This is a genomic window from Leuconostoc sp. BM2 (assembly GCF_002095565.1).
Classification (GTDB): domain Bacteria; phylum Bacillota; class Bacilli; order Lactobacillales; family Lactobacillaceae; genus Leuconostoc; species Leuconostoc falkenbergense.
Genome location: NZ_MOWQ01000021.1, coordinates 1 through 22154, shown reverse-complemented (window position 1 = coordinate 22154; position 22154 = coordinate 1). Strand labels below are relative to the sequence as shown.

The window sequence follows — 22154 nt, the reverse complement described above, 5'->3', positions numbered from 1 at the left end:
TGTTACTTATGACACAAGAAAAAGTTGCACAATATTTTGATGCGTTATCCAAAACGTCAGGTGAGTTATCGCAGGAAATTGATGTGAGTCACATTGATGCGCTAATCGAGGTGATTGATGATATTAATGCTGGGGATGTTCATCGAGAGCTAGGAAAGCCTAGTCAATTAGTTGCGGAAAAAATTGAAGAAGCCATTAAGCTTGATTGGTCAAAATCAAGTGATACTGATAGGCGTAAAGCAGTTCAATTGGCCATTTTGCAGGCTAATCGGCATGATAAGACACCAGCCAACTATCAAATTACGCCAGATGGTATTGGTTATTTACTTGCTAGTTTGATTAACCAAACAGCAGATTTAGTCGATGATGATACGATAATTGATATCGCGGTTGGATCAGGTAATTTGCTATGGACAGTTTCTGAAAATTTAAATTTCCAGTTAAACAAGATTGGCATTGATAATGATGAAACCCAATTGGCTTTGGCTGCAGCAGGAGATGAACTTATTAATCCGAATGCACCAACAACATTTTATCAAGCAGATGTCCTATCATTAGAGGAAACACCTAAAGCTAAAGTTGTTATTGCCGATTTACCAGTAGGCTATTATACCGTCGATGATGATCGGCAATTTGAAACCAAGTCGTCCAATAGGCAGTCGTGGCTACAGAATTTGCTTGTCGAAAAATCATTGTCATTTGTTAGTGATGATGGCTGGGTTTATTTAGTTGTTCCTGCCGCATTGTTAAGTGGCGATAATGCTAAAAAATTGTTACAGTTTGTGACCTCGCATACACAATTAAAAGCTTTCTTACAGTTACCAAATGATTTTTTCCAAGATGAACGAGCAGCAAAAGCTATCTTAGTATTGAGAAAAAAATCTAACCATCCCCAAAAAGAGGTCTTGATGGGGCAGTACCCATCTTTAAAAAATCCAAAAAAACTTCAGGAATTTTTGCAAGATATTGAAGCGTGGGTTAAACTGGATAAAGAAGTGCAATAGTCGTATGATGATATTATCAAATTAGTTTTCGTAAGTGCAATAAGTTCAAGAAAGACAGGTAAAAGGAAAAATCATGGCTAAAACAATGGCTGTTAACGCTGGAAGTTCATCATTAAAATTTCAATTATTGGAGATGCCGGCAGAACAAGTTATCGCGCAAGGTGTAATTGAACGAATTGGTATGGATGATGCAATCGTTACAATTAAGTACGGCGCTGAAATTGTAGCTGAACGCTTGGTTGGCCATTCAGATGATGATGAAGACCACATCACAATCACAAAAGATGGTAAGGGCAAAAAGTATGAAAATGTTGTTCCTATCAAAAATCATCAACAAGCTATCAACTTCATGTTACAAAAATTAACAGATTTGGGTATCATTGAAGATTTCCAGGAAATTACAGGCGTTGGTCATCGTGTTGTTGCCGGTGGTGAGTGGTTTAACCATTCTGTTGTTGTTACGGATGAGGTATTGGCCAAGATTGATCGTTTAGCTGATTATGCTCCTCTACACAATCCGGCAAATGCTATGGGTATTCGTGCATTCCAGAAGTTACTACCAGATGCTTTGTCGGTAGCTGTGTTTGATACATCATTCCATCAAACGATGCCAGATGTTAATTACCTATACTCATTGCCTTATGAATACTATACAAGATATGGTGCTCGTAAATATGGTGCTCACGGGACATCACATCGTTATGTTTCTGCGAGAGCAGCAGCAATGCTAGGAAAAGATTTAAAAGACCTTAAGCTGATTACGTTGCACTTGGGTGCAGGTGCATCTATTACTGCGATAAAAGATGGTAAGTCTTTCGATACATCAATGGGATTTTCACCCTTGGCCGGTGTTACAATGGCAACACGTGCAGGAGACGTTGATCCATCGCTAGTATATTACATTCAAGAACGCGAAGGTTTGACAAATGATGAAATGTTGAATGTCTTGAATAAAAAGTCAGGGCTACTTGGTATTTCAACCATTTCAAGTGATATGCGTGATTTATTGGATGTTCAAGACACAAATGAACATGCTAAATTGGCAATCAATATCTTTATTAACCGAGTAATTAAATATGTCGGTCAATATGTTGCAGAGATGAATGGCGTTGATGCTATTGTATTTACAGCTGGTATTGGGGAAAATTCAGTGCCTGTCCGTAAAATGATTGTTGATAAATTAAGCTACTTTGGTGTCAAGTTAGACGACGAAAAAAATAATGTTCGTGGCGAAGAAGTTGAAATATCAACATCAGATTCGAAAGTTAAGGCATTATTGATTCCAACTAACGAAGAATTAATGATTGCGAGAGATGTAGAATCTTTAAAAGCATAATATGATAAAATGGTAAACGGCTAGTGTTTCTAAACACTAGTCGCTTTATTACGTTTGTGAGGTGAAAAGTATGGAGTCGAGAAAACAACGACATCAGCATGAAATTAAGAACGCCGAAGCGCTAGACGCCGGTATGGATCCGTTTGATGATGATTATCAAAATGGTAAAGGTGTTCCACGAAAAATAAAACGTGGGACACGAAATCGTTTTGTTGCTTTGATATTGTTAATTATTATCGTTGTTGGTGTTTTTTTTGGTGGAAAAGCATTGTTTACTGATCAATATGCTGCTTTGAACCCAAAGGATACTACTTTTAAAACGGTGAAAATTGCTTCTGGATCAACTTCAATCCAAATGGCAAATATTTTGCAAAACAAAAAAATTATTAAAAGTGCAAAATCGTTCAACAAATATGCGCAAAAGCAAGGGGCTGCAAGTCTTCAAGCCGGAACGTACAAATTTTCGCCATCTCAAACAGTTCAGCTCATTTATAAACAAATGACTTTAGGGCCAGGGGTAGCACCGCAGTTAGGGAAAGGTTACATCTTGGTGGCAACCGGACAGAGCCAAAGTCAAATTGCCAAAAATGTTGCTGATGAGACTAAGTTATCTAACATTAAAGTTAATAATGCTTTTACTGATAAATCAGTAATTGCAAAAATGAAGATCAAATATCCTGATTTACTAAAAGGTATGGCTTCAGATGATAATCTTTCTGATTATATTTATCCAGCGGCATACGATTTAAATGGTGTTAACACGATTAATGATGCAATTACCCAACTTTTGGCTACCTCTGATAAACAACTTAAACCATATTACAAAGATTTAAATAGCGATGGTATTAACAAAACCGCTGTAATTACTTTGATGGCCACGACAGGAAAAAAAGAATTTGAGCATCGGTTGGCATTTGTTAATAAAATTGCGCCTTATGCACAGACTTTGAGTAAAAAATATGGTATTTTAGCATCCATTTCAATCGCTCAAGCAGCACATGAATCTAACTGGGATAATTCAGTACTATCGTCTAAATACAATAACTATTTTGGTGTGAAAACTCAGGATAAAACTGCGGGTAAATCGGTTGTATTAGAGACGACTGAATATGTTGATGGGCAGCCAGAGACACAGAAAGCAAGGTTTGCTGTTTATAGTGATTGGAAAGAAAGTATGAAGGAGCACGCTGAAACTTTGGTTAATGGTAACACTTGGAATCCTACTCAATTCCAAGATGTCTTGAACGCTAAAAATTATAAAGCAGCTGCTAAAGCGCTTTATAAAGACGCTTATGCGACTGATACGAATTATCCCACGTTAATTATTAATTTAATTGAAACATGGAATCTACAACGATTTGATAAGTAAAAAACTGCCGAATTTTGGCAGTTTTTTTAAATATGTTGACGTGCAGCAATTAATTTAGATACTACCTCGAGCATAGTATTGATTTCTTGCTCGGTATATTCCTCAAGAATTTTTTGTTCATTGGTTGAAATACGTTGATGAAGCTCAAGATGTAAACGGCCTAATTCTTCTCCTAAGTTAGTTAAACGTAAAGAAATCTCTTTTTTGTTATCTTGAGGATGAAATTTCTCGATTAAAGTTAATTGAGCAAGATGATTAACATATCTTGACAACATACCTTGTGACAAATTAGATGTCTGTTGTAAGATTTTAAAAGTGGTGACGTTCCCGTTGACTACCAGTTGACTCAAAATTTGTAATTCAGAATGTGTGAAACGTTTTTGTGTGGCAATGAAATCCCGTGATTGTTCAGAACGAGCGTGCTTTAAAAACCATTGTTGTTCTGCGTCGTCTTCACTATGACTGTCTCGTAAAAGTTGTTTTATTTTTTCGAATTGTTGCTGTTTTTCCATTTTAATTACCTGTAATAAATATTGACTTTAAAATACTTAAGTTATATACTTATTTTACATTACCGGTAAACAAAAAACAAATGGAGATAATTACTATGAAAGCATCAGTTGTAAGAGATTTTAAACAAGGGCCACAATATGAAAAAAATTTTTCCGAACCAAACATTGATGAAAATCAAGTGATGATTGACGTGACGGCATCGGCTTTGTCAAATCGTGCTCGCGGTGACGCGACAGGCACTCATTATGCTGCAGAAGGTATTTTGCCAATGGTACCAGGCGTTGATGGCGTTGGTTTATTGCCGACTGGTGAGAAAGTATTTTTTGTTGGTAACGGTGGATTTGCTGAAAAGGTTGCGATTAAAAAAGGGCATTGGGTCGGCGTACCAATGCAACTAGATGATCAAAAAATCGCTGGTATGATGAATCCTGCTTTGTCGTCATGGATGGCCTTGAAATATCGTGCTCATTTTTAAAAAGGACAAAGTGTTATGATTTTAGGTGCAACTGGTAATGCAGGAATGCTGGCCGTACAAATTGCCAAACGTATGGGAGCAACCGAAATCATCGCAGTTGGACGGAATCAAGATAAACTAGAAGCACTGTTAGATTTAGGCGCTACTGCAACAATACGTCTCACGGATGATGTCAAAGCTTATCAAAATCAATTAGCAGTAGCTGGGCGGCAGGTTGATGTTGTCTTGGATTACCTTTGGGGTGACATTACCGCCAACGCAATGAAAGCTATTATTCCAAATAGAACACATGATGAGCAAGAACTGAAATGGGTTGAAATTGGTAGTATTGCTGGGCAAGCGGCACCCATCCCAGGCGCAGCATTTAGAGCTGTTAAGCTACAATTGATTGGTTCGGGACAAGGATCGGTTGGTGTTAAAGATCTGATTCAATCTTTCAATGAAATTATTGCAGCTGAAGTGAGTCAGCCATTCGTTTTCACTGTTAAAACAGTTGGTCTATCAGAAATTGAAAAATATTGGGCAATTTCTAGTCCTGAAAGATTGGTTTTTGTACCAAATAATTAATCAATCGATAATACTATCAAATATTAATTAGTCGCAAATTCACCTTAAAACGTAGGTATTATGCGTCTTTTTTTGTGGTTGAACGTTAATTGCGATGAAAGGCACAATATCAACGATGAAAACGTTTACAGAAATTAAATTGTAGGCTTGTGTAAACGTTTTCACTAGTGTACAATTAGTAGTGTTAAAAATGATGATTTAAAGCATCACAAATAAGAAGGAGTTTTATCAGTTATGAACGCAGCGATTTTACTGGCTTTGGTGCCAGCATTGGCATGGGGATCAGTTGGACTAGTCAATACAAAAATGGGCGGAACCGCAGGGCAACAAACATTAGGCATGACTTTTGGTGCTTTAATATTTGGATTAGCCACCATGTTTTTCTTTGTGATGCCACGTCACATTGAACTCAATAGTCATATTTGGGTTGTCGGCGTTGTTTCTGGACTTGTCTGGGCAGTTGGAACCGCAGGTCAATTTTTGGCAATTAAAGACTTAGGGGTATCATTAGCTATCCCTTTGTCAACCGCAGGTCAAATTGTGACTAATGCGTTGATGGCTGCAGCTGTTCTGGGTGAATGGAAGACTGGCAAAATGTGGGCGATTGGTGCAGTTTCAATCATCGCTGTTGTTATTGGCGCTACATTGATCTCAGCGCGTGATAAAGCTAAAAATAGTGAGGGCATTGAAGCAGAAGAGAGAACTAAAAGTATGACCAAGGGGTTGATTTATTTGGCAATCTCAACGGCCGGATTCATGTTTTACTTTGTTTTGCCTAACTTTTTGAACAAAATCGGCTATATTTCAGATGCTATCAAGGCGCGTGGCAATGGTGTTGACTATATGACAGCAATTGTTGGTCCACAATCAATTGGACAAGTAATTGGTGCTTTCTTGATTGTGATATTTGTCTTGAAAGAATCTGAAATTATGTTTAAGTTGTCAACTTGGAAAAACATTTTGACAGGTCTAGTTTGGGCAACTGGTAATATTTTCATGTTCATTTCTGCTGCAAATCCTGATATTGGTCAAACAATTGCAACGACGTTTTCTCAATTAGGTATCATCGTGGGTACTTTTGGTGGTATTTATTTGTTGGGTGAGAAGAAGTCAAGCTATCAAATGAAGCTGATTGCGATTGGTACAATATTAGTTGTTATTGGCGCTATCATCATTGGTAATATTAATAGTTTCGCGTAAAAAAATAAACGGGCAAACATTGTTTGCCCGTTTTTTAGTACAAAAATATGTGTATTTCGTTTGCTTGGTAAAAAAACCATATCAATAAATTAAGTCATTGTTGATGCGCTTGATAAAAATGAGGCATGCTGGCAATTACTTTTTATATTGTTTTAAATACCGGTTTGCTAGTAATTTATGGAATTTAACGCCAAGTGTTGGATTAGCCTTATCAATATCTTCATACATAGCAGCAATAATTTTGGTCATTAACCGATTGAATTGGTCCATTTCTTCATTTGATAAGACGGTTATGAATTTTGGTACTTCTTGAAAAGAAGATTCAATTTCCTCTCGTCCTTTTGTCGTTAAGCTAACAAGATTGATTCGTCTATCTTTTTCAGATTTGCTCAATGATACTAAATCACGCTTGGCTAATTTTGAAACAAATTCACCCGTAGATTGTGGTGAGATTTCAAGTCGTGACGAAATTTGGCTTTGAGATAAATGATCTTCATCTGCTAAAGCAAGTAATACCTTTCCTTGACCTTCTACTGTCAGTCTTGGTTTGACGTCTTGCACGATATCGTCATATATTTTTGTTAATTGTTCGTATTCGGCTAATTTTCCGGCAATTAATTCTGACTTGATTTTGCGTTCCATAATTGATGTTAACCTCCGCTCAATTATTTTAGTATACACTATTCTACTTGACAAATTAATCAGGGGACCTTACAATAATAATCAAGGGCCCCTGATTAAATGTAGTGAGGTATATGTTATGGAAAATGAAGTAGCGATAAGCGTTAAAAACATTTCAAAAAAATTTGGACAACATGTTGCAGTCAATGATATTAGTTTTGATGTGAAAAAAGGTGAAATTTTTGGATTACTTGGTCCAAATGGTGCTGGTAAGTCCACTTTAATTAATATGATGACTACACTTATGCAACCAGACCAAGGTGAAATTATGATTAATGGTTTGAATACAATTTCTCAAAGTCGTCAGGTGAGATCACAGTTTAGTGTTACTGGGCAAAGTGCAACAATTGATAGAGAACTCAGTGCACGAGAAAATTTGTTTTTATTTGGTAGATTAAACGGATTAAATCGTGATTCTGCACATCAACGTTCAGAAGAATTACTAGTTGATTTTGACTTAGTTCAGTCGGCAGATCATTCTGTTTCAACATTTTCTGGTGGGATGTTACGACGATTAGACTTAGCCATTAGTCTGATCGGTAATCCCAGTATTTTATTTTTGGATGAACCCACAACGGGTCTTGATCCGAGAACACGTACACAAATGTGGGTAGCAATTCAAAAATTAGTAAAAAATGGCACCACGGTTCTTTTGACCACTCAATATTTGGAAGAGGCTGATCAGTTAGCGGACAGAATTGCATTGATTGATCACGGTAGGTTAATAGCTGAGGATAAACCAAGTGAATTGAAAAAGCTTGTCGGTGGATTGCAGCTGAAAGTGACTGTTGAGCAGAATGAGTCAGTCATTCCAACGCAAAGTATCATTGAAAAAGTTTTAGGAAAAACAGTTAATGTTGAAAATAGAAATCTAACCGTTATATTAGACAATAATGCTTTTAACAAAGTGTCTGAAATTTTGGACAAAATCCTAGCATCTAAAATCATGCTAAGCAGTTTTAAAATTGATGCACCATCTTTAGATGAAGTATTTTTATCAATGACAGTGGGTAAAAATTGAGGAGATATATCATGAAAAATCAACAAAAAGCCAGTATTATGAGCACAACTTTAACAATGGCACATCGGAATTTGTTCAAGACGTGGCATAATCCAGATAATCTGAGTGATGTTATTATTCAACCAATTATCTTCACACTTTTGTTTGGATTTCTTTTCGGCGGTGTGATTGCTGGAAGTGTGCATGCGTATTTGCCAATGCTTGTGTCTGGTATCTTGATTCAAAGCATTCTAAATGCGGCAGCGGGATCGGGTCAGCAATTGCGAGAGGACATTAATAGTGGCATTTTTGATAGATTTAAAACTCTACCAATTTCTGCATTTGTTCCGCTAGCTGGTCAACTTATTGGTGACGCACTTCGATTGTTGTTGTCCGGTTTGATTTCCTTAGGAACAGCGTTTGCAATTGGATGGCGGCCCTCTGTCAATCTAATAATGATTGCTTGTGTCTTAATTTTAGCAATATTTATTGGATGGTCAACTTCTTGGATCTTTGTTTTGATTGGTCTATTAGTAAAAAATGCAGAATTGATAGGAAGCCTTTCCATGATCATTATATTGGTGATGACATTCCTATCAAATGCCGTTATTCCAATCAGGACATTGCCATTATTTTTACAAAGCATTGTGCAATTGAATCCTGTGACCATAACGATTAGTGCTATTCGGGCAATCATGAAAACAGGTTACTGGAATACTGAAGCAACGCTGGTTATCATTAGTGGTATTATCATCATTGCGATTTTTATGCCATTGTCTCTCATGGTGTATCGCAAAAACAATTAATCAACAAAAAAAAGAAAGCACGGCGCTTTCTTTTTTTATGGTTATTTTTTAACTTCTAAAATTTGAACATTAATGTTGATGCCGTTTGGAAGTGGCACAGCGACTGTGTCGTTGACCTTTTTACCAATTAATGCAGTTGCCATTGGTGATTCGTTTGAAATTTTACCAGCTAGTGGATCAGCCTCAACGGAACCTACAATTGTATAAGTTTCAGGTTCTTCATCAGGTAATTCTTTAAACGTAACGGTTTTACCTAGAGAAACTTCGTCCTCAGCAGTTGCGTTAGAATCAATGATTTCAACGTTTTCAAGCATCTTTTTAATGGTTTGAATGCGACCTTCAACAAAGGCTTGTTCATCTTTTGCTGATTGATATTCTGAATTTTCAGACAAGTCACCGTATGAACGCGCAATTTGGATACGTTTTGTAATTTCTGGGCGTTGATTAGCAATGAGGTCGTCTAATTCAGCTTGTAGCTTATCACGACCTTCAGTTGTCATTGGATATGTTTTTTCTTCTGACATAAGTGTTTTTCCTTTCAATTTGCGTGTTTTCTCGCAAAATATAACGAAAAAAGCATATCATGTGGTGACCTTTTTTGCAATAGATAAATTGCTAAATATTACTAATATAACTGTCGCAATGGTTGTGGTAGCAAGACCCAACCATAAAAATGGTGGGGTATAGGTCATAGATATTGTGTGCCGCCCTGGTTTTGTTTTAATGCCGATAAAATAGTTAGCCACTTTGTCGGCCTTAACGGTTTTGCCATCAACTGCTATATGCCACCCAGCAACAGAGGGAATGGTAGTCATAATCAATGGCTTTGTTGATGTCGTCGTGATTGTCCCCTGAATATGTCGTTCGGACCGTTTTGTGATTTTAAGGCTATTCTGCTTTAACTCGCTAGCATCGTCTGCAATGCGATTGTTATCGACATGATAGAGGGTGACGTTAGATAAGGCTAATGTTTGGGTATCTTTCATTCTAAATGTGATTGTCTGCAACTTGTTTTTGGCATTTGAATTAAGATTAACAATAACAGTGTGGCGATAAGAGCTAAATTGCGTAATGACCTTGCCGTTAATTAGGAGGTCAAAATTCTTAATATCCAGACCACTGCCAATGGTCAAATAGTAGCTATCATTAGTTGTTGGGGTAAATTGCAAGTCCAAACTAGCAGGTTGACTCGCATTTTGACGTGTTATGATCGCATTTGTAATCGTTGTTGGTGCTTTGACATTATGGCCAATGGCTTTTTGAAAATTATCTGTGTCAACTGGCGACGTTGAATCACCGGTTAAGCCTTGCCAAAGATTACCCTGATTTTGCAAAGGATTATTGTAAAGCATTTTGGTATTAAGCGCGCCAGAATTGGCTGCAAATGCTATGGGTAGGGCATTGTGATTCTGATAAATATTAGTAGTCGATGTTGTTGCTTTTAGACTGTAATTACTGGTGTCCGGACGAAAACCAATTAAATGTTGACTAGGTTGACCAGCATCACCACTGTCTTGCCCATTTGGGGTGATGATATATTTCATGCCCAGCAGTGCATCAGATAAGATACTGCCATTGCTATATACAACATAATTATCGCCGTCAGGTTGTCCAAAATTGCCAAAAAAAGTTGGCGTAGACTTTGGTAAAGCCGAGCTGAAATGGGCACCGCCATAATAATCAAACATCATGCCATCACCACGAGTGCGTTGAAATGTTTGCGCTACACGATACCAAGAGGTGTCTTTTTTTAGAAACTTTTTATCCGCTGTGAGTGCTTTAATCGTATTTTGATACTCTGTATTTGTTAAATAAGAAAAGTTGTCTAGCGTGAAAACGACATTTGCTGTGAGGGATAATAACGTTAAGCCAACTAAAATGGGTAGCCAAAATTTGTCATGAACTTTAAAAGTGAACTGCGCTAATGTTAGCAAGGCTAAGCCAATGAATAAAGTAATACTTGAACGATTGATGTAATTGATTTTAGCATCACTGAGTGTGGCATAAATAGCAATTGCACTAAATATGATTAACAAAGTAGTAATTGTCATCAGTCGTGGCCGCCAAGTTGGCTGCCAACTAATAGCAGCTAAATAAATGACAAAGAAACTAATCAAAAAACTGAAACGGTATGGATACCAAACTGGGTATTGAAAACCGTGGAATAGTAAAGTAAGTGGTGCCCAAGTAGTGGCTAATATTAAGAAGGCTAACAGTAAAAATGCCCCGATTTTGACGCGTAATTTAATAACACGTGTCGTGAAAAAAGCTATTAGTGTGATTAAAACGAAAGCACTTACATAAAAGTTTGCTTGCCCATTTTGCATCTGGTCAAAATTAAAACTACCCGGAATTAATTTAAACAAAAGATGTAAAGGATTGTTATCAAACTTGAAAGAAAAATCAGAATTGTACTGCGTTTTGCCTAATTTGAGCTGAAAATAAGTCGGTAAAATTATCCATGCTGATAGGCCGCCACCAATAGCTGAACTAATAATAAATCGTCTCAAAATTAGCCAACGATGTTTAATATTTGGCCAAGTCAAGCGCCAAGAAAAATACAACACGATAAAGATGGCGACCATATAGCCAATATAATAGTTACAAATAATACTGGCACCAAGCAGAAGGCTATATTGCCACCAAGATTGTTGATAAAACAAACGTTCAAGTGCCAAAATTACCAATGGCAGTAAAATGACGGTGTCGAGCCATAACAAATTTAAGTCGTTTGCAATGAACCAACCAGATAGTGCGTAGTTAACCGCGAACAAAGTGACATAGTAATGTTGTTGCAGGTGCAATTTTTGCAATAGATAAGCCATTGATAGGCCAGCTGCCCCAAATTTGAGCACAGTGACGAGTAGAATGGCGCTAGGGAGTGAGGCGTTAGGAACCATTAGAAAAATAAGGTTAAAAGGACTCATTAAATAATAAGCCCATTCACCCAGCATATCTCCGCCTAAGGCATTAGAAAATGAGTAAAAAAAGCTGCTAGGATGCTGCAGTAAGGTATGCTTGAATGCTGTAAATTGATCAATGTATTGTTGACCGAGATCTACTGTTAAAATTGAGCTGGTGCCAAATGGTGCCATGTGACGATAGGCAAAATAAGCTAACATAATCAGTAGGGGGATCCAAAAGCTGAGTGCTAATGGTGCCAGTGTGTAGCGTTTTAAAGTGTGTTTCATAAATGAGTGTTCCTAAAAATAATAACTTGCTAATAAAAAAGGGCAGAAAAATTTGCTTAGTCAAGGCAATTCATTCTGGAACCTTTTTATGATTATCAAGTTTAGTGAGTTGATGAAATTGCAACTGATTCAGCGATGTATTGGTCGGGATTGTTGATGAGTTGCGTGACAAATTCGGCGACACTGGTGCGTGTGATTGGCCCACCAATAATTTCTTCGTGTGGATCAGTTTGAAAGTTAAGTTGTTGCATCTTATTGTCATCGGTGAGTTCATTTGGCCTGATAATGGTGTAATCGAGTTGAGATGCTGTGATACGTTGCGCGGCAACAGCTTGATCGCCAATATAGCTGTTTTCGTTTTCGGGAGTACCTAAAATATTGCGCCACAAATCAGCTTGCTTAGGTGGCAACTCATTGTAAATGCCAATTGTTGCGATCCAAATCAGGCGAGACACCCCAGCAGTATGCATGGCATTGACCAACGCATTAGCCACATTTTTTTGACGGCCTTCGGCACCAATATTGGCGTAGACAATGTCAATATCTTTTAATGCCGTCACCAAATCAGCTTCATTTGCTGCATCTAGCTTGGTAATATGTTGGGCTGGTTTGGCGTGAAGAGAGGTGAGCTTTAATTGTGTGTCGGTATTGGCTAACATAGTAACCACTAATTTGGCAATTTGACCATTAGCACCGAGAATTAGAATTTTTTTTGTCATATCTTCATTTTAGCATGATTGTTTGGATTGCGGTAAAATATAGTTAGGAATGAGGTTCATTATGAGTTTAACTTATCAACAATTATTAACGGCAGTCCCACTGATATTACGAGGCGGTAATGTGCCTAATATTGTTGGAGAAGCAGGCATTGGCAAGTCTGCTTTAGTGAGCGATGTGGCAAAGCAAATGAATGCGCAATTGTTTACAACGGTGGTTTCTCTGTCAGAAAAAGGCGATTTGGCGATTCCAATACCGCCCTTGACTGAAAGCGCGTTTTTGCAAACTAAACATTATGGGCAACTTGCTGACGTTAAATTTGGCTACACACATACGCTGATTCAAATTATTCAGCATGCTGAAGCGGTACCGAGTCAACCAATTATTTGGTTTTTAGATGAATTCAATCGTGGTTCACAAGCTGTTCAGGCCGAACTCATGAATTTAGTGTTACAACGACAGATTAATGATCTAGTTTTGCCCGAAAATGTTTTCCTTATTTTGGCAGAAAATCCAGATGATAGTATGCATGGATTTGAGACATCTGAATACGCGGTGCAAACTTCTGATGCCGCAATTAAGGATCGGACAACAAGATTAGTGATGAGCGTATCAGTGAAAGATTGGTTAGCATGGGCTGCTAAAGGGGATCAACGGCCCAATATTCATGATTTGGTGCGCAGGTTTATCGCTGAAAATGCTAGTTTGTTGTATCCTGACGTGCGTGAAGTTGATTTGAATCCAACCCCACGTGCTTGGCAACGTGTGTCGGATGATCTTTTTGAATTGCTTAGGCTATCTAATCGTCAGCAAGAAGATTTGTTATTTGATATTGTGGCGGGTGATTTAGGTCAAGTAGTGGCAACACAATTTGTTCGATTTGTACGCGAACAAACGCCTAGCTTAACTGCCGAAGAAGTCTTTGACTCAAAACCAGACGGACCTAAAGTACCTTTAACCATTCGTTCCAAATTTGAAAGCTATTCAGAAATTCAAAAAATGACAGTGATGAAAACATTGTTATTGACGGCAGATATGACACACGATAATAACGCTGCACGTTTTAGTGAATTACTACAATTGGTGGCACCAGATGGGCAATATGCACTGGTTAAGCAAATGACAAATGCTCCAATTTTAGATAATTTATACAATTCAGAAGAACACTATGCAAACGTGTTGTATCAACAAATTATGGACATTGCGACCAGATGATAACAAAGGATGAAACGGATAATTTAATATTAGGTGGTATTAAAACCTTACTCGATGTTTCACCACTATATGGCAACATTGTCATGAATTTAACCCGCGAAATGAACCTGTTAGCACCGCATCCTTTGGCATTAAAATGGCAAAATCATCGTTGGTACTTAGTAATCAATCCAGCACGTTTAACGGAAAATTTCAGCACATATAATCAGATTGCTGCTGCATTGGCACATGAATCACTGCATGTTATTTGGGAACACCCAGTTCGCTATGCTGCAACGCACCAAGCAAAATCAGTTGTTGATCTAGGGACTGATGTGGCGATTAATCAATATTTACCTAAGGAATTAGGTGAGTTACCAACGGCTGTGACTTTGCAAATGTTGTTTGATGTGTACGGCGAATGGTTTGCGCCTTATCAAGATTCGCAAACTTATATTGATTTAATCAGTCGTTTTGAAGATGATATGCCTGCTCATGGTGACGTCGACGGCCACGGTGATTGGGCGAGTGTTGGCGATGAGTCTGATGAGGCTAAATCGGCACTTGAACAAGTCATTCGCCAAGCCAATGAAGATGCACAAAAATCTGGGCGAGGTCACTTGGCTAGTGCTGTCATACAACAGATTTCCGCGGTGGTGGTGCCTAAAAAAAATTGGCGTCAAATCCTCAAAACAGGGGTAAGCCAAGTACCTAATCAAAAGCAACCATCACGTGCACGATTTAATCGGCGCCAAGCCTATCGAATGGACTTATTTGGTGAAATTAGTACGTACGAAAATGAAATTTTGGTATTTGTCGACAATTCGGCTTCTATTAGTGATAGACTAGTGGGTAAATTCCTAGCCAATGTGATGCAAATAACACAACAATTTGATGCTAAAGTCCGCGTGTTTTCATTTGATACAGCAGTTGAAGTGATTAAAAATATCAATCATTGGCAGCGCCGTGCTGGCGGGGGAACGGCATTTCAAAGTATTTTTGACTATCTCGATAAACAAAAAACACCTCGTGAGACGACAACAGTGATTATCCTAACTGATGGTGACGGTGAAACATCACCGATTATGTCACAGTATCGTCGTGTTTATTGGATACTGCCAGAAGAGCAACAACTCAGTTTGCCTAATCAAATTGGAAAGGTGTTGACCCTATGAAATTAAATCCAACAGATCTGAGTAGTTTTATTGCCAAAGACAATCGGTTCAAAAGAGCTGAAGCATTATTAACTGATCAATGGGAATCACTGTTGCTGAGCGAGCCATGGGGCATGACGATGATGACACGTTCAGATATTGTCTATGCAAAAGCATTAGTTGCATCAGACGCTATGACACCCACAGTTGATCTGACAACGTTTAAAGGCGTCCAACAGTTTATTCAGCGTAATGCAGTTCGGCTTTCACCAGATGTCGTCACAATGTTAAAGGAGCCATTCTTATGAAAATTAATCTTGTACTTGCACCAGAACAGTCAGTTTCAGAATTATTAGCACTTCAAACAGCGAATCCAGACAACGTGTTTTACCTCGGCAAGGTATCACAATTGGCGGGTTCGAATGTTTTGATTTTGGATGCGCCAGAAATTGTCCAACAATTTCAACGGCCATTAGGCTTTGATAGTCGTTATATTAATGGTCAATTAACTGGCCGTGTGATTCATCAAATTGCCTTTCAGGCTAAAGATGATAATGATAAACTAATTGGTAAGTTAGTAAATGTTGCCGGTGTTGTGGCTCAAAATGATAATGGTAAAGCAGATTATATGTTGTGGACTTTTTGGCAAAATCACAGTCAATTAGCTGATTTTTTGAAAAGTACACAGTATCAGCAAATGATTAATTTGATGAAAAATCCCTACACAACGACTTACCAACGTGTTACAAGTGATTCGCAATTGTCACTGAAACATCAAATGAGAGATGTTGATCCTGAATGGTGGGGTTGATTATCTGGTGGCATTCGTTTACACTTATCTTGAAATGAATAAAATATCTGGGGTGCCGATTGGCTGAGAAATACCCATTGAACCTGATGACGTTAGTACGTACGCAGGGAGATATGTTGCATAAGCTAGTGTTTTTTAAATGTTGATTACTGGCCGTGAACGCATCTTCTTGGAGTGGGTTCGCGGCCTTTTTGTGTCCTATTATGGAGAAAACATGACCTCACTACAAACAATTAGAGAACAGTTTATGCCTCAAATCATGGCTGAGCCTTTCGTGAAAGCAATTGGTAATAACTCATTAACCAAGCATCAAGCAGATTATTATACGGCTCAAGATGCCAGTTATATCGAAGCTTTTATGCCTATCGTTGATCAAATTGATGAATCATTACATTTAACCAGACCGACAAGCGACGATGAGGGACAAGCACACCTTAGTCTAGTGGATGCTGTTGCCTCAAAGTCTTTAGATTTGGTTGGGCAATCCTATGTTAATCATATGCGTGCAGCTGCTCAAAAAGGTGCTATGTCAGCAATCATGGCAACCTTACCTTGTGTGGAATCCTATTATTTTATAGCTAAAGCACTGGCACATCAAACAAACAATGGTTGGCAGCAATATTACGCCAGTAAACAATATCATGATTTGGTAACCTATTACTGGCAGATTGTTGACCATTCAGACAGTCAACTAGATGTCGCTATTTTTGAAAAATCGTATCAATTTGAACTAAAATTTTGGCGGAATGCCTATGAAAAAGGGAGTCAATACTAATGACAATTAAAAATGTACGGACACAATCACCGCTTGTTCTGACTTATGCTAACTTTGTTACCCCACAATTCGTAGCCAATGTAGTGAATGTTATTGGTGCTTCGCCGCTTATGAGTCGCGAAGTTAGTGAATTTAATGATTTATGTCAAATTGCACATGCCGTTGTCATTAATATTGGTACGCTTAAGGCCAATGAATTATCAGATATTGTAACGCTCTCAAAGGTCGCTACTAACTTAGATAAACCTGTTATCTTGGATCCAGTTGCTGTTGCAGTACCTTTTCGTAGCAAGGCCGTGCAGACTTTGATGCGAGAAGGGCATGTTGATATTATTCGAGGTAACGCAGCGGAAATCGCGTGGTTTGCCGATATTGATTTTGACAGTCAAGGCATTGACGCCACTGGTAGTGGTGATGTAATTGCCATCGCACAATTAGCAGCGGAAAAGACTGGTGCCATAATTGCGTTAAGTGGTGCTAAAGATGTTATTAGCGATGGGCATCAAACTGCCGTCATTGAGACAGACGTGCCATTATTATCAACTAATGTGGGAACTGGTGATGCATTATCGTCCATGATTGGTGCTTTTGTGGCTGAATCACTCACTATGGAAAATGTCACGTACACGATGGCAACGTTTAAGTTAGCTGGCCTCAAAGCCAGCCATCAAATCACGACACCAGGTTTTTATAGTATGCAATTGCTAGATGAACTTGCTGCAATTACAAGTGAGGAAGTAGCGACATTTATGACTGAAAGTGTGCAATACTTATGAGCAATGAAACACCACAAGTATTAACAATCGCTGGTGCTGATAGTAGTGGCGGTGCTGGTATTAGCGCTGATTTAAAGACATTTGCTGCACAGGGTGTTTATGGTGCTAATGTGTTTGTCGCTTTAACAGCGCAAAATACATTGGGTGTTCAAGATGTTTTGATGACACCACCTGATATGATTTGGTCACAAATGCAATCAATCGCTGATGATTTAGCTATCAAAGCAACCAAAACTCGTATGCTCGGAAACGCAGAGACAGTAGCGCTTATTGCCAAAGGCTTGCAAAATTTTGATTTTGGTAAATATGTGTTAGATCCGGTAATGGTCGCGAAAGGTGGCGCAAAGTTGCTTAATCCTGATGCAGTGGCTGCCGTTAAAAGTTTATTGTTACCGCTAACAGAACTTGTAACGCCTAATATGCCAGAAGCTGAAATTTTAAGTGGTCAAGCGATTAATAATCGGCAAGACATGCAACGTGCAGCTAAGGCGATTCAAAAATTAGGCGCCAAAAATGTTTTATTGAAAGGAGGTCATGGGCAGTCATCACGTATTGAGGATTACGTCTTATTGGCTGATGGGACAGATTTCTGGTTGGCAAGTCAGCGGGTTCTTACGGAGCGTACCCACGGCACTGGGGACACTATTTCGGCAGCGATTACAGCACAATTAGCGCTTGGGAAAACTTTAGATGTGGCGATTTTGCATGGGAAAAGATACGTTGACGCCACAATTCGTGATGGCATTGCTGTTGGACACGGGCATGGGCCACTTAACCATGGGACCAAATTGGTGACAGAAGATACAGTTGAGGTACTTCATGACATTTAATCCGTTAATATTACGACGTTATTTTGTTTTAGGCACTCAAAATGTGGAAAACGAATCACAATTTTTTGATATTTTAACAACCGCTTTGAAATATGGTATTACTGCTTTTCAATATCGTGAAAAAGGTGATGGCGCATTAAAAGGCGCTGAAAAATATCGTGTGGCAGAGCGTGTACGCGACTTAACACGCCAGTATCACGTGCCTCTAATCATCGACGATGATATCCCATTAGCTCACCAAATTCACGCTGATGGTGTGCACTTTGGTCAAAAGGATGGTAATATCATTGAAAATGTGCGTGCTTGCAATGGTATGTTTGTTGGTGTGTCCGTGACGACGCAAGCTGATTTTCATCGTGTTCAAGGTGTATCGGGAATTGATTACATTGGTGTTGGACCAATATTTGCGACGAAGACAAAAGCTGATGCTAATCCACCAATTGGTCTTGAAGGCTTGAGACACATTAAAAGCATTAGTGATTGGCCAATCGTCGCTATTGGTGGTATTTCAAATCAAAATATAGATGATATTTATGCGACTGGTATCAATGGCGTGGCTGTTATTAGCATGATTAGTGCAGCTGATAACGTCGCAGACGCAGTGATAAAGTGGCAACAAAATTCATAAAGATTAAAAGAGGCTCAACATGTTTAACACGTTGGGCCTCTTTAATTTGATTTTTACTTTATAAATTGTTCAGATAGCGACAAAAATTCATCAATATCTTTTTTAACCAAATCAGCACCAGCTTGCCAGAAATCTGGCTTAGTCAGATCAACACCTAAATGTTTTTGAGCTAATTCTTCTGATGTCATATTTGCTGTGTCACGAAGCAACGCAATATATTTATCCTCGAAATTATCACCATCTTTTTGTGCTTGTGCATAAATACCGGCTGAAAAGAGATAACCGAAAGTGTACGGGAAATTATAAAATGGGACTGAATCAATAAAGAAGTGTAACTTTGAAGACCAGAAATGTGGGTGTCGCGTATCTAGCATACCATCAAAGGCGCTTTTTTGTGCTTCATCCATCAATTCGTTCAGTCGTTGCGGTGTGACAACACCATTTTGACGCTCCGTATAGAACGCATCTTCAAATAAGAAACGCGCATGAATGTTCAAGAACATGGCAATAGGATTAGTCATTTTGGCGTCTAACAAGACCACTTTTTCAGCATCAGTCGTTGCTACTTTTACGTTAGCGTCATTGACAATAAGTTCAGCGAAAGTGGAAGCTGTTTCAGCGACATTCATTGCATACGCATCACGCCAGAACGGCAAATCATTAAGTTGAGCAGAATGAAAAGCATGTCCCAACTCATGGGCAATCGTTGCGGCATCATTGACTGATCCAGTATAAGTTAGAAAAATGCGTGATTCATGTAAATCAGGGACAGATTCCATGTAGCCGCCCGGTTGTTTGCCAGGGCGGTTTTCAGATTCAATCCAATTATTTTCAAATGCCATTTTGGCAAAATCAGCCATTTTAGGTGAAAACTTACCAAATTGCGTGATAATAAATTGTGCTGCTTCATCGTAAGAGACTTCTTTAGGACTGTAATCACCGATGTTTGTGAGCGGTGCAACTTGATCTTGCCAACCCAATTGCGAGAGACCAAGCAAGGCTTTTTTACGGTCAAAGTAGGGCTTGAACATGCCTTTGTTGTTGTCAACAACATGCCACATCGCCTTTAAAGTTTCTTCAGACATGCGATTCATTTCCAAAGGTTGCTCTAAATAATTTTGACGCTGATGTGCTTTCTGATTAGTTAATCTGAATCCAGCCAAATGGTTAAGCGTGTCGGCAGTGAGGTTTTCTGCATTACCCCACATTTTCTCATAATTAGCCATAATATTGGCACGCGTCTCATTATTTGGTTCACCATCTAGCATATTAAGCGCTTGGCCGGCGGAAATTTGTCGTGTTTTGCCCGTTTCGTCAGTGTAGTTCATTGAGAGTGAAGCCGAAATGGTGTCATAGTGTTGGGACCATGCTTGCTGACCATCAAGATCAAATTGATTGATCAGCGACTCAGTGCTGTCATCCAAAAGGCGTTTGGCATCGGTACGTAGCTCTGTTAAATAGAAAGCAATTGGTGATAAGCGTTGTGTTTTAATGGCCGTAGCAAAGGTTGCATCATCTAATTGTAATAACAGCTTTTGGAAGCGGTTGAGTGGCGTTGAAAAAGCAACCCACAAGTTACCTAATTTATCAAAATGAGGTGCATAAACACTATTACCATAATCAACAGATGACCAACCATTAACGAAAATGCCAGCTGTGCCAATACCAGCACTAATTGTTTGTGCTAAATCAGCTAAGTTAGCTAATTGGTCGAAATCCTTATCATCAGATGCACGGTATGCGTCAACTTTTGTCGCGAAGTCTTGTGTTTGAGAAGTGATGAGTTCGTATTTTTGAGTGAGTTGCGGTGATGTGATACCACCCGGGAAAATACTTTCTAAATCCCAAGTTTGTGAATAAGACATGAATGAATACCTCAATTTATTTTTATCGTTACCTTATGATAACATTGTTTGAAAAAATTGGATATGTGAGATTATGAGGAGAATAACATGGCATTTTCTGAAAGGATTCAAAATAGGGGGAATCAACATATTTGCCCCCTATACAATTAAGTTGTAAAATAAAAAGATTGAATTCGAGGAGAATGTGAGTCATGAGAAGTGTCTATAAGTGGGTAATTGGTCTGGTAACCTTAGTCATGCTGTTATTATTATCAGCGTCTATGTATTTTTTTCATGTTGCAGAAGTTCGTAATCCCGCAGCAAATAAACCAGATGCACTTAGAACAAAATCCAGTCCTGTTTATGATTATGAGCACAAGTTTTTAGCACGTCATAAAACGACTTGGACGCAAAAAACTTCAGATGGGCTGACACTTGATGCTTGGTATGTGACAGCCAGTCAGCCGACAAATAAAACTGCAATTTTGGCACATGGTTGGCATAATAATAAAACAACGATGGCCATTTACGGCGAACTATTTCACGATCTTGGATATAATGTGTTGATTCCAGATAACCGTGCACATGGTGATTCACAGGGTAAATTAATTGGATACGGTTGGACGGATCGACGAGATTATATTGGTTGGATTAATCAGGTTCTAAAGAAAAATGGACAACAGTCTAATATTGTCATGTACGGTATGAGTATGGGTGCAGCAACTGTTGTTAATGTTTCTGGTGAACACGATTTGCCAAAACAAGTGAAAGCGTTTATCGAAGATTCGTCATATACTAGCGTTCTGGCAGAAGTGAAACATGAAGCCGGAGACATGTATGGCTTACCTTGGTTTCCTATTGTTAACATTGTATCTGGTATTTCCAAAGTGCGAGCTGGATACTCATATAGTGAGGCTAGTCCACTGAAACAGGTTGCGAAAAATAAACGACCAATGTTGTTCATTCATGGTGACAAAGATACTTTCGTACCCACACGTATGGTCTATCAGCTTTACGCGGCAACAAAGGGGCCAAAAAAGTTGTGGGTGACGAGTGGTTCAAAACATGTGCAAAGTTTTCCAGATCATCCCGTAGCTTATCGACAAAAAGTGACCAACTTTTTGAATCAGTATGACAAATAAAAACACAACTGTTTTGAAGTGAACCCCAATAGTTGGACAAAATAAAATTAATTAACTAACAGACTCAGTGGTGAGTTGTCGATATTGAACCGGCGACAAACCATTGAGTTTTTGTTTGATCCGGTGATTGTTGTAATAATT

At 38.6% G+C, this 22154-nt stretch carries 24 protein-coding genes and 1 riboswitch; of the genes, 17 read left to right on the top strand and 7 right to left on the bottom strand.

Annotation, left to right across the window (positions count from 1 at the left end; genetic code table 11):
• The first annotated feature begins 8 nt into the window (after positions 1 to 8).
• The 3 genes from BMG01_RS06730 to BMG01_RS06720 all read left to right on the top strand — a co-directional run bounded on the left by BMG01_RS06730 (position 9) and on the right by BMG01_RS06720 (position 3709).
• The gene (locus tag BMG01_RS06730; protein WP_036068603.1) at positions 9 to 1004 is read left to right on the top strand and encodes a class I SAM-dependent methyltransferase; all 996 of its coding nucleotides are present in this window, start codon (positions 9 to 11) and stop codon (positions 1002 to 1004) included.
• 73 nt (positions 1005 to 1077) lie between these two features.
• Positions 1078 to 2340: an acetate/propionate family kinase gene (locus BMG01_RS06725; protein WP_004910167.1), complete on the top strand. Its 1263-nt coding sequence runs from the start codon at positions 1078 to 1080 to the stop codon at positions 2338 to 2340.
• A gap of 70 nt (positions 2341 to 2410) precedes the next feature.
• Entirely contained in the window at positions 2411 to 3709 is a 1299-nt protein-coding gene (locus BMG01_RS06720; RefSeq protein WP_004910164.1) for an endolytic transglycosylase MltG, read from the top strand.
• Positions 3710 to 3735: 26 nt separating this feature from the next.
• Here the strand turns inward: BMG01_RS06720 and BMG01_RS06715 are convergent, their stop codons facing one another.
• Positions 3736 to 4221 (bottom strand): hypothetical protein, encoded by a 486-nt coding sequence (locus BMG01_RS06715; RefSeq protein WP_004910159.1) that lies wholly within the window; start codon positions 4219 to 4221, stop codon positions 3736 to 3738.
• 95 nt (positions 4222 to 4316) lie between these two features.
• Between BMG01_RS06715 and BMG01_RS11465 the strand changes: the two genes are divergently transcribed.
• The 3 genes from BMG01_RS11465 to BMG01_RS06705 all read left to right on the top strand — a co-directional run bounded on the left by BMG01_RS11465 (position 4317) and on the right by BMG01_RS06705 (position 6464).
• Positions 4317 to 4697 (top strand): zinc-binding alcohol dehydrogenase family protein, encoded by a 381-nt coding sequence (locus BMG01_RS11465; protein ID WP_004910154.1) that lies wholly within the window; start codon positions 4317 to 4319, stop codon positions 4695 to 4697.
• A 15-nt stretch (positions 4698 to 4712) separates the two neighbouring features.
• Positions 4713 to 5264: a zinc-binding dehydrogenase gene (locus BMG01_RS11460; protein WP_004910152.1), complete on the top strand. Its 552-nt coding sequence runs from the start codon at positions 4713 to 4715 to the stop codon at positions 5262 to 5264.
• Positions 5265 to 5498: 234 nt separating this feature from the next.
• Entirely contained in the window at positions 5499 to 6464 is a 966-nt protein-coding gene (locus BMG01_RS06705; protein WP_004910148.1) for a GRP family sugar transporter, read from the top strand.
• A gap of 135 nt (positions 6465 to 6599) precedes the next feature.
• Here BMG01_RS06705 and BMG01_RS06700 read toward each other — a convergent pair whose 3' ends face one another.
• The gene (locus tag BMG01_RS06700) at positions 6600 to 7106 is read right to left on the bottom strand and encodes a MarR family winged helix-turn-helix transcriptional regulator (protein ID WP_004910145.1); all 507 of its coding nucleotides are present in this window, start codon (positions 7104 to 7106) and stop codon (positions 6600 to 6602) included.
• A gap of 118 nt (positions 7107 to 7224) precedes the next feature.
• Between BMG01_RS06700 and BMG01_RS06695 the strand changes: the two genes are divergently transcribed.
• Both BMG01_RS06695 and BMG01_RS06690 read left to right on the top strand, forming a co-directional pair.
• Positions 7225 to 8166: a daunorubicin resistance protein DrrA family ABC transporter ATP-binding protein gene (locus tag BMG01_RS06695; RefSeq protein ID WP_004910142.1), complete on the top strand. Its 942-nt coding sequence runs from the start codon at positions 7225 to 7227 to the stop codon at positions 8164 to 8166.
• A gap of 11 nt (positions 8167 to 8177) precedes the next feature.
• A complete protein-coding gene (locus tag BMG01_RS06690) occupies positions 8178 to 8951 on the top strand; it encodes an ABC transporter permease (RefSeq protein WP_036068601.1) in 774 nt (257 codons plus the stop codon).
• A 41-nt stretch (positions 8952 to 8992) separates the two neighbouring features.
• On the opposite strand, the gene greA is transcribed toward BMG01_RS06690, so the two are convergent.
• The 3 genes from greA to BMG01_RS06675 form a co-directional block, all read right to left on the bottom strand.
• Complete coding sequence (gene greA, locus BMG01_RS06685) at positions 8993 to 9475, bottom strand: transcription elongation factor GreA (RefSeq protein ID WP_004910137.1); 483 nt, start codon at positions 9473 to 9475, stop codon at positions 8993 to 8995.
• A 57-nt stretch (positions 9476 to 9532) separates the two neighbouring features.
• Positions 9533 to 12142: a YfhO family protein gene (locus BMG01_RS06680; RefSeq protein ID WP_084013434.1), complete on the bottom strand. Its 2610-nt coding sequence runs from the start codon at positions 12140 to 12142 to the stop codon at positions 9533 to 9535.
• 101 nt (positions 12143 to 12243) lie between these two features.
• On the bottom strand, positions 12244 to 12861 hold the full coding sequence (locus tag BMG01_RS06675) for an NAD(P)H-binding protein (RefSeq protein WP_004910128.1): 618 nt from the start codon (positions 12859 to 12861) through the stop codon (positions 12244 to 12246).
• A 61-nt stretch (positions 12862 to 12922) separates the two neighbouring features.
• Here BMG01_RS06675 and BMG01_RS06670 point away from each other — a divergent pair, with 61 nt between their 5' ends.
• The 8 genes from BMG01_RS06670 (at position 12923) to thiE (ending at position 19027) form a co-directional block, all read left to right on the top strand.
• The gene (locus tag BMG01_RS06670) at positions 12923 to 14074 is read left to right on the top strand and encodes an ATP-binding protein (RefSeq protein WP_004910125.1); all 1152 of its coding nucleotides are present in this window, start codon (positions 12923 to 12925) and stop codon (positions 14072 to 14074) included.
• The gene (locus BMG01_RS06665; RefSeq protein WP_004910122.1) at positions 14071 to 15228 is read left to right on the top strand and encodes a VWA-like domain-containing protein; all 1158 of its coding nucleotides are present in this window, start codon (positions 14071 to 14073) and stop codon (positions 15226 to 15228) included. Before BMG01_RS06670 ends, BMG01_RS06665 begins: the two co-directional genes overlap by 4 nt.
• Complete coding sequence (locus BMG01_RS06660) at positions 15225 to 15515, top strand: hypothetical protein (protein WP_004910121.1); 291 nt, start codon at positions 15225 to 15227, stop codon at positions 15513 to 15515. Before BMG01_RS06665 ends, BMG01_RS06660 begins: the two co-directional genes overlap by 4 nt.
• Entirely contained in the window at positions 15512 to 16018 is a 507-nt protein-coding gene (locus BMG01_RS06655; protein WP_004910118.1) for a hypothetical protein, read from the top strand. Before BMG01_RS06660 ends, BMG01_RS06655 begins: the two co-directional genes overlap by 4 nt.
• A 38-nt stretch (positions 16019 to 16056) precedes the next feature.
• A riboswitch (TPP riboswitch) is annotated at positions 16057 to 16145 on the top strand.
• Between the two features lie 87 nt (positions 16146 to 16232).
• Positions 16233 to 16793 carry a hypothetical protein gene (locus BMG01_RS06650; RefSeq protein WP_004910115.1) on the top strand — a complete coding sequence of 187 codons (561 nt, stop codon included), beginning with the start codon at positions 16233 to 16235 and terminating at the stop codon, positions 16791 to 16793.
• A complete protein-coding gene (thiM, locus tag BMG01_RS06645; protein WP_004910113.1) occupies positions 16793 to 17569 on the top strand; it encodes a hydroxyethylthiazole kinase in 777 nt (258 codons plus the stop codon). Before BMG01_RS06650 ends, thiM begins: the two co-directional genes overlap by 1 nt.
• On the top strand, positions 17566 to 18399 hold the full coding sequence (gene thiD, locus BMG01_RS06640) for a bifunctional hydroxymethylpyrimidine kinase/phosphomethylpyrimidine kinase (RefSeq protein WP_004910112.1): 834 nt from the start codon (positions 17566 to 17568) through the stop codon (positions 18397 to 18399). Before thiM ends, thiD begins: the two co-directional genes overlap by 4 nt.
• Positions 18389 to 19027 carry a thiamine phosphate synthase gene (gene thiE, locus BMG01_RS06635; protein WP_004910110.1) on the top strand — a complete coding sequence of 213 codons (639 nt, stop codon included), beginning with the start codon at positions 18389 to 18391 and terminating at the stop codon, positions 19025 to 19027. Before thiD ends, thiE begins: the two co-directional genes overlap by 11 nt.
• 53 nt (positions 19028 to 19080) lie before the next feature.
• Here the strand turns inward: thiE and BMG01_RS06630 are convergent, their stop codons facing one another.
• Complete coding sequence (locus BMG01_RS06630; RefSeq protein WP_004910109.1) at positions 19081 to 20892, bottom strand: M3 family oligoendopeptidase; 1812 nt, start codon at positions 20890 to 20892, stop codon at positions 19081 to 19083.
• A gap of 191 nt (positions 20893 to 21083) precedes the next feature.
• On the opposite strand from BMG01_RS06630, the gene BMG01_RS06625 reads away from it, so the two are divergent.
• Entirely contained in the window at positions 21084 to 22013 is a 930-nt protein-coding gene (locus BMG01_RS06625; RefSeq protein WP_004910106.1) for an alpha/beta hydrolase, read from the top strand.
• Between the two features lie 51 nt (positions 22014 to 22064).
• Here the strand turns inward: BMG01_RS06625 and BMG01_RS11640 are convergent.
• Positions 22065 to 22154, bottom strand: a 90-nt coding sequence (locus BMG01_RS11640) for an IS3 family transposase (RefSeq protein WP_143470296.1), incomplete at its 5' end; no start/stop codon positions are given.

Coding starts and splice junctions, on each gene's coding strand:
- BMG01_RS06730 (WP_036068603.1), top strand. CDS start 9: ATGACACAAGAAAAAGTTGCACAATATTTTGATGCGTTATCCAAAACG.
- BMG01_RS06725 (WP_004910167.1), top strand. CDS start 1,078: ATGGCTAAAACAATGGCTGTTAACGCTGGAAGTTCATCATTAAAATTT.
- BMG01_RS06720 (WP_004910164.1), top strand. CDS start 2,411: ATGGAGTCGAGAAAACAACGACATCAGCATGAAATTAAGAACGCCGAA.
- BMG01_RS06715 (WP_004910159.1), bottom strand. CDS start 4,221: ATGGAAAAACAGCAACAATTCGAAAAAATAAAACAACTTTTACGAGAC.
- BMG01_RS11465 (WP_004910154.1), top strand. CDS start 4,317: ATGAAAGCATCAGTTGTAAGAGATTTTAAACAAGGGCCACAATATGAA.
- BMG01_RS11460 (WP_004910152.1), top strand. CDS start 4,713: ATGATTTTAGGTGCAACTGGTAATGCAGGAATGCTGGCCGTACAAATT.
- BMG01_RS06705 (WP_004910148.1), top strand. CDS start 5,499: ATGAACGCAGCGATTTTACTGGCTTTGGTGCCAGCATTGGCATGGGGA.
- BMG01_RS06700 (WP_004910145.1), bottom strand. CDS start 7,106: ATGGAACGCAAAATCAAGTCAGAATTAATTGCCGGAAAATTAGCCGAA.
- BMG01_RS06695 (WP_004910142.1), top strand. CDS start 7,225: ATGGAAAATGAAGTAGCGATAAGCGTTAAAAACATTTCAAAAAAATTT.
- BMG01_RS06690 (WP_036068601.1), top strand. CDS start 8,178: ATGAAAAATCAACAAAAAGCCAGTATTATGAGCACAACTTTAACAATG.
- greA (WP_004910137.1), bottom strand. CDS start 9,475: ATGTCAGAAGAAAAAACATATCCAATGACAACTGAAGGTCGTGATAAG.
- BMG01_RS06680 (WP_084013434.1), bottom strand. CDS start 12,142: ATGAAACACACTTTAAAACGCTACACACTGGCACCATTAGCACTCAGC.
- BMG01_RS06675 (WP_004910128.1), bottom strand. CDS start 12,861: ATGACAAAAAAAATTCTAATTCTCGGTGCTAATGGTCAAATTGCCAAA.
- BMG01_RS06670 (WP_004910125.1), top strand. CDS start 12,923: ATGAGTTTAACTTATCAACAATTATTAACGGCAGTCCCACTGATATTA.
- BMG01_RS06665 (WP_004910122.1), top strand. CDS start 14,071: ATGATAACAAAGGATGAAACGGATAATTTAATATTAGGTGGTATTAAA.
- BMG01_RS06660 (WP_004910121.1), top strand. CDS start 15,225: ATGAAATTAAATCCAACAGATCTGAGTAGTTTTATTGCCAAAGACAAT.
- BMG01_RS06655 (WP_004910118.1), top strand. CDS start 15,512: ATGAAAATTAATCTTGTACTTGCACCAGAACAGTCAGTTTCAGAATTA.
- BMG01_RS06650 (WP_004910115.1), top strand. CDS start 16,233: ATGACCTCACTACAAACAATTAGAGAACAGTTTATGCCTCAAATCATG.
- thiM (WP_004910113.1), top strand. CDS start 16,793: ATGACAATTAAAAATGTACGGACACAATCACCGCTTGTTCTGACTTAT.
- thiD (WP_004910112.1), top strand. CDS start 17,566: ATGAGCAATGAAACACCACAAGTATTAACAATCGCTGGTGCTGATAGT.
- thiE (WP_004910110.1), top strand. CDS start 18,389: ATGACATTTAATCCGTTAATATTACGACGTTATTTTGTTTTAGGCACT.
- BMG01_RS06630 (WP_004910109.1), bottom strand. CDS start 20,892: ATGTCTTATTCACAAACTTGGGATTTAGAAAGTATTTTCCCGGGTGGT.
- BMG01_RS06625 (WP_004910106.1), top strand. CDS start 21,084: ATGAGAAGTGTCTATAAGTGGGTAATTGGTCTGGTAACCTTAGTCATG.